Consider the following 13,580-nt stretch of genomic DNA (forward strand, 5'->3'; position numbering starts at 1 on the left):
TAACAGGCAAAGCCCTCATATAGTCCATTATATGAGGGCTTTTGCGTTTGCCGGGAAAAAGAATATGCTGCTGTATCATTACGCTTTTTTTGAGCGTAATCATTGATATGAAACAAATTACGAATCCTGCCAAAGTGTTAGGCTTGTTAGCCATTGTTTTAGTAACCGCTTTTTGGGGCTGCCATAAAGAGAGGGCAACAAACAGCGAGCTAAACATATCCGGAAAATGGATTGTTCCTGCTGCTTTTTCAAAACAATGGACACAATATGAATACGATTTTAAAACCGATCACACATTTGAAGGTACGGTGACCAGTATCGACTCGGTTTCCAAAAAGCTTATCGGAACAGCGTCAAAAAGGGTTGGAAAGTATAAGATCCAGAATTCGGTATTAACCTTGTATGATATAACCGATTATCAAAACAAAAACAATGTTTTTGGTCCGGTTTCCGAACTGGCGGCGGTTAGCAACGTCATTGCGGTAACGGCGAACTACACTATGGTTTTAAATGCCGGAGGGAATGTACTTACGTTGACATATATATGCGGACCGGCCGACGATTGTACCGCGCCGCAGGGTGTGAACTATTTTAAGCAATAACCGATTTATAATTCTGCGGGATATGAAAAATGCCAGTGACAAGTGTTACCGGCATTTTTTTGGAGATGTTTTAGTAAGTATCGGTAATTTAATAGTCTTCGGCATTTAAATGATCTATAAACGAGTCCCCATTTTTTGAGGGTGATTTTAACGGCTCGGTATCAAAATCACTCTTGCGGCCAAGCATAGTGAAGTTTTCGGCCACAATTTCGGTAGTGTATTTTTTTATGCCTTCCTTATCCTCAAATGAGCGGGTGCGGAGTTTGCCCTCAATATAAACCAGCTTTCCTTTTGAAAGAAACCTGGCCGCTACTTCTGCCAGTCCGCGCCACATTACAATATTATGCCATTCGGTTTGTTCAACCTTGCGGCCATCTTTGTTAAAAGTTTCGGAAGTAGCTAAAGGGAAACTCGTAACAGATACGCCACCTTCTAAATTCCGCACTTCAGGGTCTTTGCCTAAGTGGCCAACGAGTATTACTTTGTTTATTCCAGACATGCCATAAATTAACGCAAAATTATTTTACAAATTAAAAATATTTTTTAATAATATAAAAATGATTTTTGGTAAAGCTAACTCCGGCAGGTTCTGAACGTTGATTTTAACCCAGTTTTCGTGCGTTTTGAGGGGCTGGTTTTCAATTTTTATCAGCCTTACAAAAAGCCGCTGATGGGTAAGGATGTGTTTATGCACCGGCGAGATTTCAGTAGCTTCAATATCATCACCAAAAACAGCTAAAACTTCGGGGTGTTTCAATAGCGCTGTCAGGGTTAAAAGTGAGCTTGTTTCTACCATAGGTAAGTCAAACATATTGGCCCAGATGTCTTTATCGCCCCTTTTGTTCATCAAAACGGTATCGCCGTTGGTTACCAGGAAATAATTAAAAAAGCGCTCACGTACTTTTACCGTTTTTAATTTCACCGGAAGTGCGGCTACAGCATTGGTGTTGAAGGCCACGCAGCCCAGGCGGACAGGGCAAATACCACAGGCCGGATTTTTAGGTTTGCACAGCATGGCGCCAAACTCCATCATGGCCTGATTGTGCAGTCCCGGCATTTTCTTATTAAGAAAATCATTGGCAGTCTGTTGAAATGTTTTTTTACCCCCGGTTGAGTTGATTGGTTCATAGATACCCAGGTATCGCGCCAGTACACGATAAACGTTACCGTCTACCACGGCTTTGGCTTCATTAGCCGCAAACGAAGCGATGGCGGCAGCCGTATATTCGCCAATACCTTTTAGTTTTATCAGTTCATTATAGCTATCCGGGAAACGGCCGTTATGGAGTTCCTGTACCAGCCGGGCTGTTTTAAGCATGTTGCGCCCCCTGGAGTAGTAACCCAGTCCCTGCCACAGCTTCAGGATTTCATCTTCATGAGCAGCGGCAAAACTGCTTACATCAGGATATTTTTCCAGGAAGCGATAAAAATATGGCATACCCTGTTCTACCCGGGTTTGCTGCAGTATGATTTCAGATAGCCAGATCACATAAGAATCGGTAGTATTACGCCAGGGCAGGTTTCGTTTGTTGTTTAAGTACCATTGTACCACTTCGTCGGTAAAATTCATTGTTGTAAAAGTAATTAAGAAACAAGAAGGCAAGAAACAAGAAGGCAAGAATCAGGAATCAAGAGAGGAGGGCAGGAGGCATAGAGGGAGGGTCATGAGGCAGACAATCAAGAACCAACAAGAGGAGGGAGGGTTGGGAGATATGAAATTAAGATTCAGGAACCAGGAAGAAAGCCAGGAGGCCGGGGAGTTGATATTTAAAAATCAGAGATAAATATTGGCAACTAACCTGTGAAAGTACAAGCCCTTTACTACCAGTTGGATTGATAGATTTTCATACTTTTTTTCACACTTCTTTACACCGGCAAATTGATGTTTAACCAGTAATTTATAAGCCTCTCATACTCAAAATTGTAACGAAAATGTAGGTTTTACGGCCCTGGCAAAAAAAAACGGATAAATATTTCGCTGTTAACGGATAAAGCAATACTTTTGCAACCCCAAAACAGTTAAGTATTTATAAAATTAAATTAAGTAAATAAGATATGACTAAGGCAGAAATTATAACTGAAATCTCATCAAAAACAGGTATAGAGAAAGTAGACGTGCAGGAAACTGTTGAGGCGTTTTTCAAAGTTGTTAAAAGCTCAATGGTTGGCGGCGAAAACGTATATGTAAGAGGGTTCGGTAGCTTTGTGGTTAAAAAAAGAGCTAAGAAAACAGCACGTAACATTTCAAAAAATACTGCCATCATTATCCCTGAGCACTTTGTGCCAAGCTTTAAACCGGCCAAAACTTTTGTTGAGAAAGTAAAGTCAGGTAACAAAACCAGCAAAAAATAATTATAAGCCATCATGAATAAAAAACAAATAGTCGTTAGTGCAGCCGTAGTTGTTATTATGGGCTATTTGTATTGGTTGCCCGTAAAAGGTTTGGTAAAACCAAAAGACGATAAAAACGGCAAACCGGCCATGGCCGCCTCAGCAGGCGCTGTTAAACCGGCAGCTAATGTTACCGTTGATATGGTGTCGGCCCCTGCCAAAGCAGCTATTGGGGATGCATTGGCGGCTAAGATCAATGACCTTGAAGCCCAGCTAAAAAAAGCATCAGACGCAGATGCACCGGCTTTGCAAGTACAGCTTGCCAAGCACTGGGACGATGTTAACCAGCCCGCACCTGCGGCGTTTTATTACCAGGCATTAGCCCGTAAAGAAAACAAGGTACAAGACTGGATAAATGCAGGTAACCGTTTTAATGATGCATATAAACTTACACAGGATACTTTATTTCAACCTGCGTTTGTGAATGATGCTGCCGAAGCATTTCAAAATGCTTTGAAATTACAACCCGAAAGCCTTGAAGGTAAAACCGGGTTGGGCATAGCTTACGTTAATGGCGCAGCAGGCCCTATGCAGGGTATAGCGCTGTTGCTTGAGGTTGTTAAAAAAGACCCGAAAAATTGGAACGCTAACCTTAACTTAGGTATGTTCGCCATGAAATCGGGTCAGTATGAAAAAGCGGTAAGCAGGTTTAAAACACTGCTTGCGCAAAAGCAGGAACTGGAACCTACTTTCTATTTAGCCGAAAGCTATAAGCAATTAGGCATGAAAAAGGAAGCTATTGACGCTTACCAGAAATGCAAAGAAATGATGCCTGACCCTGTTTTCAGTCAGCGCATTGATGGATATATTAAGGAATTAAATAACTAACACACATTTTAAAATTATTATTATGCCGAGCGGTAAAAAACGTAAAAGACACAAAATGGCTACCCACAAACGTAAAAAACGTTTAAGAAAAAACAGACATAAAAAGAAATAAGCATTTATGTTAAGTCGATAGTTCTTAGTCTTAAGTACAAAGTCTTTTTTTCTGACTTTAAACTTTCGACCAACGACTTAAGACTAAACATTAGTGATTTTACCTGCCCCAAACCGGGGTGGGTACTTTTTATTTATTAGTGTTTTTTACCCACTTATTAACACACGGTTTTTACCGTTATAAGAAATGGAGTAGCAATTGATAAAGGAATTAATTATCGATTCATCCCCCAACGGGGCTACCATTGCATTATTACAGGATAAACAACTCGTAGAGCTTCACAAAGAACAGGTAAGCAACAACTATACAGTTGGCGATATTTACCTGGGCCGCATCAAAAAGATCATGCCCAGTTTAAATGCCGCCTTTGTTGACGTTGGCTATGAGAAGGATGCCTTTTTGCATTATCTTGATCTTGGTCCGCAGGTGCAGAGCCTGCTTAAACTAACCAAGCAGGTACGTAGCGGGGGATATCAGTCAAAGCTACTGGATGGGTTTAAGCTTGAGGCAGATATCAATAAAGGAGGCAAAATCTCCGAGATATTGACCAAAAACCAGCTTATCCCGGTACAGATAGCTAAAGAACCCATATCAACTAAGGGGCCGCGTTTAAGTTCCGACCTGTCGATAGCGGGCCGGTATGTTGTTTTAGTACCCTTTTCGGAAGCAATTTCTATTTCGAAAAAGATAAAAAGCAATACTGAACGTACACGCCTCCGTAAAGTAGTTGAAAGCATTAAGCCAAAGCATTTTGGCGTTATCATCCGTACAGTTTCCGAAGGTAAAGGGGTTGATGAACTACAGAAAGATCTGCTTGACCTGATCTCGAAATGGGAACAGTTTATTACCAAGCTGCCATCTGTTGAGCCTTCAAAAAAGGTATTGGGCGAAATTGGGCGTACATCAACTATCCTCAGGGATATTTTGAACCCCGATTTTCAGCACATTTATACCAATGACAATAGTATGTTCGAAGAAATTCGGTCATACATTCATGAAATCTCGCCCGATATGGAGAGCATAGTCCGCATGCACAAGCATAAGGAGCCTATATTTGACCATTTCGGTATCGAAAAGCAGATTAAAGGCGCATTTGGTAAAACAGTTAACCTTGCCGGTGGCGCTTACCTGGTAATTGAGCATACCGAAGCCCTGCACGTCATTGACGTAAACAGCGGTAACCGCACAGCCAGCAAAGAAAACCAGGAAGAGAACGCTTACCAGGTAAACAAAGAAGCTGCCAAAGAAATTGCAAGGCAGTTACGCCTTCGCGATATGGGTGGCATTGTGGTGATCGATTTTATCGATATGCACAAACCGCAGAACCGTAAGGAGCTTTTTGATTTTCTGCGTGCCGAAATGCAGTACGACCGTGCCAAGCACACCATTTTGCCTCCGAGCAAATTTGGATTGGTGCAGATCACCCGTCAGCGTGTAAGGCCCGAAATGAACATCGTTACCAGCGAGGTTTGCCCTACCTGTAACGGAACCGGAACGATAAGGCCAACCATTTTGCTGATGGACGATATTGAAAACAATTTCAATTACATCCTTACCGAGCAAAACGAAAAAGGAATAACTCTGTGTGTGCACCCATATATTGAAGCCTTTATTAAAAAAGGTATCTATAACCGCCAAATGAAGTGGTTTATCAAATATGGCCAATGGATAAAGGTTAAAAGTAACCCATCGTACCAGATCACGGAATTCCATTTCTTCTCATCAAAAGACGAAGAAATTAAACTGTAAAAATTCAGAAGTGCAACTGTTTGAAAATGGCACAAAATTAAAGATCTTTAAAAAGAGCAGGTGTTGGATGAGCATCTGCTCTTTTTGGTTTTTAGGGTACCTTAAATCCAATTCAAAACAGTGTTACCTGTCGTGGCTGTTGCTGTGTTCGGCATATGTATCAGGTGCAATAGCCTTATGGCAGCAGAGATGACGTCAGCGTTATGTTGGTTAGCATTTAGAATAAATAACAAACCTTGCTATTGCCAGTCTTTAATCATATCTTGCCCATCAATGATCAATTATCACATAACCAAACTCAATTGGTGGCGTCACAGCTTTGTGCAGCCGGTATCATAACGACTATCAGGTATTAGTCCTTTTTTCAGTATCCGTCTGGCAGTATCATTATATAGGTCCGTCTTTTTTATCTGTAACAAAAATTATAATAATGGCTTTTGAACTAAATAACGTTGTGCCCTGGGGCCGCACGTTTACCGAATATCAGCAAATGTTTAACCTCAGCGCCAATGATGTTACCAAAAAGATTGTCAGTATAGGTGATGGTCCGGCAAGTTTTAATGCGGAGATGCACGCAATGGGTAAGCAGGTTACCTCCATCGATCCTTTATATCAATTTTCGACTGATGATATCAGAAAACGGATTGATGAAACCTGTGTAGAAGTGATAGGCCAGGTGAGGGCTAACGCCGATAAGTTTGTTTGGAACAACATTAAAGATGTGGAAGAACTGCAGGAAATAAGAATGACCGCAATGAACCATTTTCTGCGGGATTTTGACCAGGACTGCTTTCGGCAAAGATATATTAAACATGCCATGCCCGCTAAAACCTCTTTCGCTGATAATGCATTTGAGTTGGGCCTAAGCTCTCATTTTTTATTGCTGTATGATAATCTGGGGTTAAAGTTTCATACGGAAGCGATACAGGAGATCATGCGCATATGCCCCGAATTGCGGATCTTCCCAATATTGAACCTCAATGCCGGGGCTCCCCTGTTTTTTGACGAATTACTTGAGGTGCTTGGCGGCGATTTTAATATTGATATACAAAAAGTGGATTACGAATTTCAAAAAGGAGGTAATCAAATGTTGGTTATTAAAAGCAAGACATAAGTAAATGTGAAAAATAGCCCGATTTGATCTGATGTTTTTTAAAACCAATACATTTATTTTTGAGATATGGAGATAATTGATAAAATAAAAGAGATTTTCGAGCCTAACTTCGAAGTTTTAAAGGTAACGAGATCAGGCCCTGATAGCTTAAACGCTGAAGCCTTTATTACTATAGAGGCGAAGCACGAGGGGAAATCACATAAACGTGCTTTTAGGGAGACAGAACTTATAGCGTTAAACGCCGAAGGCAAGTTAGCTGAAACCATAAGAGCGCTGTGCGCTGTAATGCTAACATCAGAAGAGTAAATACTTGTTTAAATACCGGTACGTTTCCTTCACACAGATAACGTTTAATTAATAATAGTTGTCGTATTGCTTCCGGCTTGGTTCGTGCCGGCAACCCTCCTGGTCGAAGGTGTGCTGGCTGCTTAACTCCGACCAGTAGGGGCATACAGTCTTTTCAGGCTGCCTGATGATGTACCAGGTCTGCCAACTCGTCCACATCGGTTTTATGTTTTTTCTTTTTGGGGTGCTTGGCTTCAAGATAGTCCTGGACGTGTTCTTTTTGTGGGCCGGCTGTTTCATCTGATTTTTTGCCACGGAAGTAAAACCAGATCCCCGCGCCTGCTGCCAAAACTCCTGTTATGCCGGCTGTGATCCATAATCCGGTATTGTTTTTTTGTGCAAATAGGTATTTCATAGCTTTTTCTTTATAGCTGAACAAGCCACATTTCATTTAGTTGTAATTAATTTAAAAAAACAATTATTTGCTCGGTGGTTAAAACTATTGAAATGTGGCGTTGTTAATCTGTTACATCTAATAAGAAAAGCTATGTCAAAAAGAGGCGTAAAAGTGGAAAGGAACTCTGTATCAGAGCAACCACACGAATTGAACTATGAAGCGCGCAAAGAAGGAACCACCGCAAAAAAGGTGGAAGCGGCAAAAAAATCAGCGGGCTCCAACCAACGTAGTGCGGTTGAAAAGAAATTGAATAAGTAAGGTATTAATTGGTGGTCTTGTACTGGTCGAAGTTCAGCGACAGCGTACTTCGACCAGTACAAGACAAGTTCTGGGCTTTTATTTGAGATTCATTAAAATATACTCTAAAAATGGCATTGATTTTACAGAAAAAATCACTTTAAAATAATGTGCTTCATCAATGCCCCAGCTTTTAGTTGCATCATGAAGTACCTCTATATATGCTTTTAGTTTTTCTTCGGTAAGCATGGGCATAATATTATGCACCAGTACAACTCCTTTCTTTTCTATCCAATGAAAATCACACAGGCAATCGTAAACGGCATTCCAGTTATGTCCAAAATAACCGGGAAATTTAAGCACCGCACTCAGCTCTTTTAACAGTTCATCTTCTCCGTCAATTTCAGGAAGGCAGGCTATGAATTCATCTTTATCAAAGTATAGACCAGGTTCATTTATAAAAAGAATGTTTTTCATATCGTAGATCGTTATCTTAAACCTATGCTTTCCGCTGTAGCAAGGCCGCGCTGTGTGGTTCGCATGCAAAGTATAAGTCATGTATCACCTCAGCAATCTATCGAAAAATCCCGTACTTTACTCCGATAAAATAGTCTGCTGTTTCAATATGTTTAAATCTCTTGGTTGGCTTACAGTTATAGTTTTGCTATCTACATTAACCTCCTGTAAAAAACCCGGCAATGCCTCAACTGCATTCTATTACTGGAAAACCGGCTTCAAGCTCAACGAACAACAAGCCGGCTTATTAAAACAAACCGGCAATAATGTCTATATCCGTTTTTTTGATGTAAGCTGGAATGATCAGGAACAACGTTCATACCCGAATGCCGTTGTGCAACTCAATGAGCTCCCGGCGGGCTTAAATATTACCCCGGTTATCTACATCACCAACAAAACCTTTGAAAACACTGCCGATACCGCTGTTGCTGCCCTTGCCGGCCATTGCAATAAACTAATAAATGAGCTGTCCGCAGAAAAGAAGATCAGCTATACCAAAGTACAGGTCGACTGCGACTGGTCATTAAGTACCCGGGACAAATACTTCAGCTTCCTTAAAGCATTTAAAAAGCTTAACCAAAAACGGCTGGAGGCTACCATCAGGCTGCACCAGGTTAAATTTAAAGAGCGTACAGGTATACCACCCGTTGATGCAGGCGTGCTGATGTTTTACAACATGGGCAAGCTCAACGCCGATCTGCAGCAGCCTAATTCAATTTACAATGAAGATGATGCCGGTAAGTATATCGTTTACTTGGGCAGCTATCCCCTGAAGCTGGATATCGCCTTGCCTTTATTTTCCTGGGCTATTCATATCAGGGAGGGCCGGGTGATCCAGGTATATGGAAAAATAGGGCGAAGGCAACTTACTGATCGGGCTCATTTTGAACCAATTGAAGGGCCGGCAAACTACCGGGCCACAACAAGCTTTTTTCTTGATGGAATTTATATCAAACAAAATGATATTTTTAAACTTGAAGAAACGGACAGCAATACATTGAATGCTGCCGCCATACAATTAACACAGCATCTGCCTAAACAAAAACATACAACCATCATCTACTATGAACTGGCCAATATCGACCTTTCAAAATTTAACCAGGAAACCCTTACGCAAATTTCTGCTCGTTTTTAGTTTTTGTACGCTAACGATAGCGGGCGTAATCTGGGCCTGTGCCGACTCGTATGAGGAAGAATATTCAGTTTTTTCCCCCGAATATTTTGTCAACAAGCAATACTCCCCCTTCTTTTACACGGGTAACGAAGTTTACTATGGCTTAGGCTATACTGATGGGAGCAATACCTGGTATAACGATATTATTGTTGACGAATGGTACGATCATTTTAACCATCAATTCAGCAAAGCGTCACTTCAGTACCTGCTTATTAAAGCCAGTGCCGGCGCTGTTGATTCCATTTCCCGTAAATCAGCTGGCGCGCTCAAAGTATTGCCCGCTAAATACCCCGTTATGAGTACTGGTACTGTATCGGCAAAAATGCTCAAAGCTTTTTATAGCTACCTTAAGCTGGCCAAAATAAGTGAGGTTTATTCGGTAAACGATCAATATTATTCGTGGGATAAGGTAAAGCCCAATCATTCGCCGGTAAAGCTGGCTTCAACGCTGATTAGTGCCTTCGATGCCGAAACAGATCCTTTTATCAAGGAGCGTTTATGGTTTCAAGCCGTTCGTTATTATTACTTCCTGGATAATTCGTCGTCGGCAATAACTGTTAGCTTGTTTAATCAGTTCAAAGATCATTTTCCTAAAAACCTCATTTACTACCGTACAATGGGCTATGTAGCCGGATATTATTACAGGCAAAAAAACTACGCCCTATCAAACTACCTGTACAGCCTTTGTTATGATTACACTTATAAATTAAAGATCCCGAGCTTCTGGAGCTTCCACCCGCAAAATGAAAGTGATTGGAATGCCACACTCAGGCTTGCCAAAACGCCGGAAGAGAAAATAACCCTGTGGCATATGATGGGGGTACAATATGATGCCGCAAGGGCTATAAAAACTATCGCGACTATCAACCCAAAATCCGAAAAGCTGGACCTGCTGCTAAGCCGTCTGATTAATATCAGGGAGGCCTCATCAGGAGATGGTAAACCTGCCGATTCGGTAATAAAATCCGATGACAACGGCAAACGCCTCGTGGAGAGCATCGCCCTTACAAATAATACAGCCAAGCCTTACTATTGGAACCTCGCGGCAGGGTACCTTAACTTTTTGGATAGCAACTACACCGCAGCCGGTAAGTTTTACGCTACAGCAAAAAGCCAGTTCCCTGCCGGTGACAAAATGATTGTAGCACAGGGCAAGTTGCTCGACCTGATGTTATATATCAAAAACCTTAAAAAAATGGATGCCGCTGCGGAGGCAAAATTAACGGAGCCTCTTAACTGGCTTGCCAACCTACGCGATAGTAAGATTAAGATCAAAGACCTGCGGTTTGATAATGCCATTTCGGTTTGTAACCTTGCCATATCGCAGCTTTATAAAAAGCAAGGCAACCCAATCAGGGAGGTATGCTTTAACAACAATGCACAGGGTTTTTATGCGGATAGCGTCAGGGTCCAGCATATGATCGATCTGTTGAATAAGTCTGACAAAACACCATTTGAGCAAGCCATGCTGCGGTATTATCCTATAACACTTAATAATTTATATTATCATAAGGCTATTGTGCTGGCTTATCAGCAAAAATTACCGGAAGCTATTGCCCGGCTTAAAAAAATGAAGCCCGAAGATTTTGTGCTTGCCGGCAACCCTTTTGCCGGCAGGTTAGTTGATTGTCATGATTGTGACCATGCGGCTATGAAGATGAAAAAGTTTACACCATTAGCCTTTTTAGAAACGTTATATACAATGGATACCGATATTAAAAACGGGAAAAATATTTATCGTAATGCTTTTTCTGTTGCTAATGCCTATTATAACATTACCTATTATGGTAACGCGAGGCTGTTTTATGAGGGGGATGTAGTTGCATCGGGCCCTACCGGTCGTTATTATTATGAGGGAGAAGAAAGGATGGATGATAAGCTAACCTCCATGCGTACAGCTATCAGGTATTATGAACTGGCACGGAAAAACGCCGCGACTGACGAGCAACGTGCCCTTTGTACATTTATGCTGAGCAAATGCGCGCTGAATGAAATCTACAATGACCCAAACTTTAAAGGTGCCGACAAGTTTGCCGATATAAAAGCCAGTCAGCCTGTTACCGGCGCGTATTACAATTATTTTGCCGAGCTGAAAGAAAAATATAATAAAACGGCCTACTATAAAGAAGTGCTGAAGGAGTGTGGCTATTTCAGGATCTATGCAGATAAGAAGTAAAGGTAATTGAGTAGTATTTGTCAATGTGTTTTGCTAATTAATTTAGTAAAAATCAAAATAATCTGCATATTTGCACATCTGTAATCTGCACATCTGATTAATAATGGCCAAATCCAAGATCGCGTATTTTTGTCAAAGCTGTGGCTTTGAATCGCCCAAGTGGCTGGGTAAATGCCCGTCATGCCAGCAATGGAACACTTTTGTTGAGGAGGTGATTGAAAAAGGCAATGCAGCGGTACCTGCCTGGAAGCCTGCATCAACCAGTCAGCAGCGGGCCAATAAACCCGTGCCCGTAACGGAGATCACTTATACCGAAGAGCATCGTATGCCAACTCCCGATAAAGAGTTTAACCGCGTTTTGGGAGGAGGGATAGTGCCCGGTTCACTGGTATTGATAGGTGGAGAGCCGGGCATAGGCAAATCAACCCTGATGCTGCAGCTTGCGCTCAATATGCCAAACCAAAAAGTTTTGTATGTATCGGGCGAGGAAAGTGAAAGACAGATAAAAATGCGGGCCGAAAGGTTAGCTTCGCCCGAAGGGGGAGTCATAGGCGAGGGGGCATATATACTGACGGAAACATCCACCCAAAACATATTTAAACAGATAGAATCATTAGAACCTGATATGGTAGTGATCGACTCTATCCAAACTCTGCATTCGGCACATATCGAGTCGACGCCGGGTAGTGTATCACAGGTGAGGGAGTGTACTGCCGAATTGCTTCGCTTCGCCAAAGAGACTTCGACGCCGGTATTTTTAATTGGTCATATTACCAAAGACGGTATGATTGCCGGGCCGAAGATATTGGAGCACATGGTTGATACCGTGCTGCAGTTTGAGGGCGACAGGCACCACGTTTACCGCATATTGCGCACCATCAAAAACCGTTTCGGCTCGGCATCCGAATTGGGTATTTACGAAATGATGGGGGAAGGATTACGGGAGGTGTCCAATCCGTCGGAGATCCTGCTTTCGCACCGGGAAACACCATTGAGCGGCATCACTATTTCGGCTACCTTAGAAGGTATGAGGCCGATGCTGATTGAGACCCAGGCCTTGGTTAGTGCGTCGGCCTATGGAACGCCACAACGTACTGCTACAGGCTTCGATACCAAACGTATGAGTATGTTGTTGGCTGTATTGGAAAAACGCTGCGGTTTTAGGTTGGGTGCAAAGGATGTGTTCCTGAATATTACCGGCGGTATCAGGGTTGAGGACCCGGCTATTGACCTTGGTTTGGCGGCGGCCATCATATCATCGCATGAGGATATGCCCATTCCGTTCAAAACCTGCTTTGCTGGGGAGCTCGGTCTCTCGGGTGAGATTAGGGCGGTGAACCGTGTTGAGCAGCGTATTGCCGAAGCGCAGAAACTTGGCTTTAACCAGATCTTTATCTCTAAATACAACCTCCCTGCCAGCGGTCAGGATAAAAAGCGGATGGATCTGTCACGCTATGATATCGACATTAAGATTGTGAGCAGTATTGAAGAGGTTTTTAGCTTATTGTTTGGATAGGGCCGGAAGCTTAAAGCCGAACGCCCAAAGCGAAAAGCGATTAACTTGCTTCCTGCTATTCCTGCTTTAAGCTTTAAGCATTCCGTTTTTAGCTTTTTTTGCCTAAAATTTCAGGTTTAATTTAAGCCAGTTCTGCACATCTTCCTGGCTGGAGATTTCGGCCGGTAGCTTATCGTGGATCAGTTTTTCCATTTTATTGCCGGTGTTGGCAAAACGATAATCCCATATCATCATTAACTTGTTGATCAGGTATACCATTTCGTTCCCTTCATTTTTATTGAACGCAGTATGATCGGGCCTGCCATTTACACGTGGATCATTCGGGATGTAAGTAGTCCATTGGTAATCGGTGTAGTATAGATTTCTTTTTGAAAAAAGGATCATAAGCCGGCAAATTTCTTTAAATGTACATATAATAAAATG

15 protein-coding genes are annotated in these 13,580 nt (G+C 42.0%); 10 read left to right on the plus strand and 5 right to left on the minus strand.

Annotated features, from left to right (window positions below; genetic code table 11):
• Window positions 1-107 precede the first annotated feature (107 nt).
• Window positions 108-602 (plus strand): hypothetical protein, encoded by a 495-nt coding sequence (locus IEX80_RS26425; RefSeq protein WP_188834675.1) that lies wholly within the window; start codon window positions 108-110, stop codon window positions 600-602.
• An 88-nt stretch (window positions 603-690) separates the two neighbouring features.
• On the opposite strand, the gene IEX80_RS26430 is transcribed toward IEX80_RS26425, so the two are convergent.
• Window positions 691-1,101: a single-stranded DNA-binding protein gene (locus tag IEX80_RS26430; RefSeq protein ID WP_090534639.1), complete on the minus strand. Its 411-nt coding sequence runs from the start codon at window positions 1,099-1,101 to the stop codon at window positions 691-693.
• Window positions 1,102-1,125: 24 nt separating this feature from the next.
• Complete coding sequence (gene mutY / locus IEX80_RS26435) at window positions 1,126-2,172, minus strand: A/G-specific adenine glycosylase (protein WP_188834676.1); 1,047 nt, start codon at window positions 2,170-2,172, stop codon at window positions 1,126-1,128.
• Between the two features lie 485 nt (window positions 2,173-2,657).
• On the opposite strand from mutY, the gene IEX80_RS26440 reads away from it, so the two are divergent.
• The 5 genes from IEX80_RS26440 to IEX80_RS26460 all read left to right on the plus strand — a co-directional run bounded on the left by IEX80_RS26440 (window position 2,658) and on the right by IEX80_RS26460 (window position 7,102).
• Complete coding sequence (locus IEX80_RS26440; RefSeq protein ID WP_090534644.1) at window positions 2,658-2,954, plus strand: HU family DNA-binding protein; 297 nt, start codon at window positions 2,658-2,660, stop codon at window positions 2,952-2,954.
• 12 nt (window positions 2,955-2,966) lie between these two features.
• Complete coding sequence (locus tag IEX80_RS26445; protein ID WP_188834677.1) at window positions 2,967-3,821, plus strand: tetratricopeptide repeat protein; 855 nt, start codon at window positions 2,967-2,969, stop codon at window positions 3,819-3,821.
• Window positions 3,822-4,131: 310 nt separating this feature from the next.
• Window positions 4,132-5,682 (plus strand): Rne/Rng family ribonuclease, encoded by a 1,551-nt coding sequence (locus IEX80_RS26450; RefSeq protein WP_090534648.1) that lies wholly within the window; start codon window positions 4,132-4,134, stop codon window positions 5,680-5,682.
• 430 nt (window positions 5,683-6,112) lie between these two features.
• Window positions 6,113-6,796, plus strand: coding sequence for an SAM-dependent methyltransferase (locus IEX80_RS26455; protein WP_188834678.1), 684 nt, complete (start codon window positions 6,113-6,115; stop codon window positions 6,794-6,796).
• Between the two features lie 66 nt (window positions 6,797-6,862).
• A complete protein-coding gene (locus IEX80_RS26460; protein WP_188834679.1) occupies window positions 6,863-7,102 on the plus strand; it encodes a hypothetical protein in 240 nt (79 codons plus the stop codon).
• Window positions 7,103-7,256: 154 nt separating this feature from the next.
• Here the strand turns inward: IEX80_RS26460 and IEX80_RS26465 are convergent, their stop codons facing one another.
• On the minus strand, window positions 7,257-7,496 hold the full coding sequence (locus IEX80_RS26465; protein ID WP_188834680.1) for a hypothetical protein: 240 nt from the start codon (window positions 7,494-7,496) through the stop codon (window positions 7,257-7,259).
• A 132-nt stretch (window positions 7,497-7,628) separates the two neighbouring features.
• Between IEX80_RS26465 and IEX80_RS26470 the strand changes: the two genes are divergently transcribed.
• Window positions 7,629-7,796 carry a DUF3606 domain-containing protein gene (locus IEX80_RS26470; RefSeq protein ID WP_176628781.1) on the plus strand — a complete coding sequence of 56 codons (168 nt, stop codon included), beginning with the start codon at window positions 7,629-7,631 and terminating at the stop codon, window positions 7,794-7,796.
• 78 nt (window positions 7,797-7,874) lie between these two features.
• Here the strand turns inward: IEX80_RS26470 and IEX80_RS26475 are convergent, their stop codons facing one another.
• A complete protein-coding gene (locus IEX80_RS26475) occupies window positions 7,875-8,252 on the minus strand; it encodes a barstar family protein (RefSeq protein ID WP_188834681.1) in 378 nt (125 codons plus the stop codon).
• Between the two features lie 148 nt (window positions 8,253-8,400).
• Between IEX80_RS26475 and IEX80_RS26480 the strand changes: the two genes are divergently transcribed.
• The 3 genes from IEX80_RS26480 (at window position 8,401) to radA (ending at window position 13,157) form a co-directional block, all read left to right on the plus strand.
• A complete protein-coding gene (locus IEX80_RS26480; RefSeq protein WP_188834682.1) occupies window positions 8,401-9,426 on the plus strand; it encodes a hypothetical protein in 1,026 nt (341 codons plus the stop codon).
• Window positions 9,356-11,641, plus strand: coding sequence for a hypothetical protein (locus tag IEX80_RS26485; RefSeq protein WP_188834683.1), 2,286 nt, complete (start codon window positions 9,356-9,358; stop codon window positions 11,639-11,641). The genes IEX80_RS26480 and IEX80_RS26485 overlap by 71 nt, the downstream gene beginning before the upstream one ends.
• Window positions 11,642-11,744: 103 nt before the next feature.
• Complete coding sequence (radA, locus tag IEX80_RS26490) at window positions 11,745-13,157, plus strand: DNA repair protein RadA (protein ID WP_188834684.1); 1,413 nt, start codon at window positions 11,745-11,747, stop codon at window positions 13,155-13,157.
• Window positions 13,158-13,259: 102 nt separating this feature from the next.
• Here radA and IEX80_RS26495 read toward each other — a convergent pair whose 3' ends face one another.
• Complete coding sequence (locus IEX80_RS26495) at window positions 13,260-13,541, minus strand: hypothetical protein (protein ID WP_090534662.1); 282 nt, start codon at window positions 13,539-13,541, stop codon at window positions 13,260-13,262.
• Between the last annotated feature and the right edge of the window lie 39 nt (window positions 13,542-13,580).

This window comes from Mucilaginibacter rubeus, from assembly GCF_014643835.1.
Lineage (GTDB): Bacteria > Bacteroidota > Bacteroidia > Sphingobacteriales > Sphingobacteriaceae > Mucilaginibacter > Mucilaginibacter rubeus.

What these genes read in the sequence shown, in the direction of transcription:
- IEX80_RS26445 (WP_188834677.1), top strand. Translation starts at nt 2,967, where the DNA reads ATGAATAAAAAACAAATAGTCGTTAGTGCAGCCGTAGTTGTTATTATG.
- IEX80_RS26470 (WP_176628781.1), top strand. Translation starts at nt 7,629, where the DNA reads ATGTCAAAAAGAGGCGTAAAAGTGGAAAGGAACTCTGTATCAGAGCAA.
- IEX80_RS26440 (WP_090534644.1), top strand. Translation starts at nt 2,658, where the DNA reads ATGACTAAGGCAGAAATTATAACTGAAATCTCATCAAAAACAGGTATA.
- IEX80_RS26485 (WP_188834683.1), top strand. Translation starts at nt 9,356, where the DNA reads ATGAACTGGCCAATATCGACCTTTCAAAATTTAACCAGGAAACCCTTA.
- radA (WP_188834684.1), top strand. Translation starts at nt 11,745, where the DNA reads ATGGCCAAATCCAAGATCGCGTATTTTTGTCAAAGCTGTGGCTTTGAA.
- IEX80_RS26480 (WP_188834682.1), top strand. Translation starts at nt 8,401, where the DNA reads ATGTTTAAATCTCTTGGTTGGCTTACAGTTATAGTTTTGCTATCTACA.
- mutY (WP_188834676.1), bottom strand. Translation starts at nt 2,172, where the DNA reads ATGAATTTTACCGACGAAGTGGTACAATGGTACTTAAACAACAAACGA.
- IEX80_RS26455 (WP_188834678.1), top strand. Translation starts at nt 6,113, where the DNA reads ATGGCTTTTGAACTAAATAACGTTGTGCCCTGGGGCCGCACGTTTACC.
- IEX80_RS26460 (WP_188834679.1), top strand. Translation starts at nt 6,863, where the DNA reads ATGGAGATAATTGATAAAATAAAAGAGATTTTCGAGCCTAACTTCGAA.
- IEX80_RS26465 (WP_188834680.1), bottom strand. Translation starts at nt 7,496, where the DNA reads ATGAAATACCTATTTGCACAAAAAAACAATACCGGATTATGGATCACA.
- IEX80_RS26425 (WP_188834675.1), top strand. Translation starts at nt 108, where the DNA reads ATGAAACAAATTACGAATCCTGCCAAAGTGTTAGGCTTGTTAGCCATT.
- IEX80_RS26475 (WP_188834681.1), bottom strand. Translation starts at nt 8,252, where the DNA reads ATGAAAAACATTCTTTTTATAAATGAACCTGGTCTATACTTTGATAAA.
- IEX80_RS26495 (WP_090534662.1), bottom strand. Translation starts at nt 13,541, where the DNA reads ATGATCCTTTTTTCAAAAAGAAATCTATACTACACCGATTACCAATGG.
- IEX80_RS26430 (WP_090534639.1), bottom strand. Translation starts at nt 1,101, where the DNA reads ATGTCTGGAATAAACAAAGTAATACTCGTTGGCCACTTAGGCAAAGAC.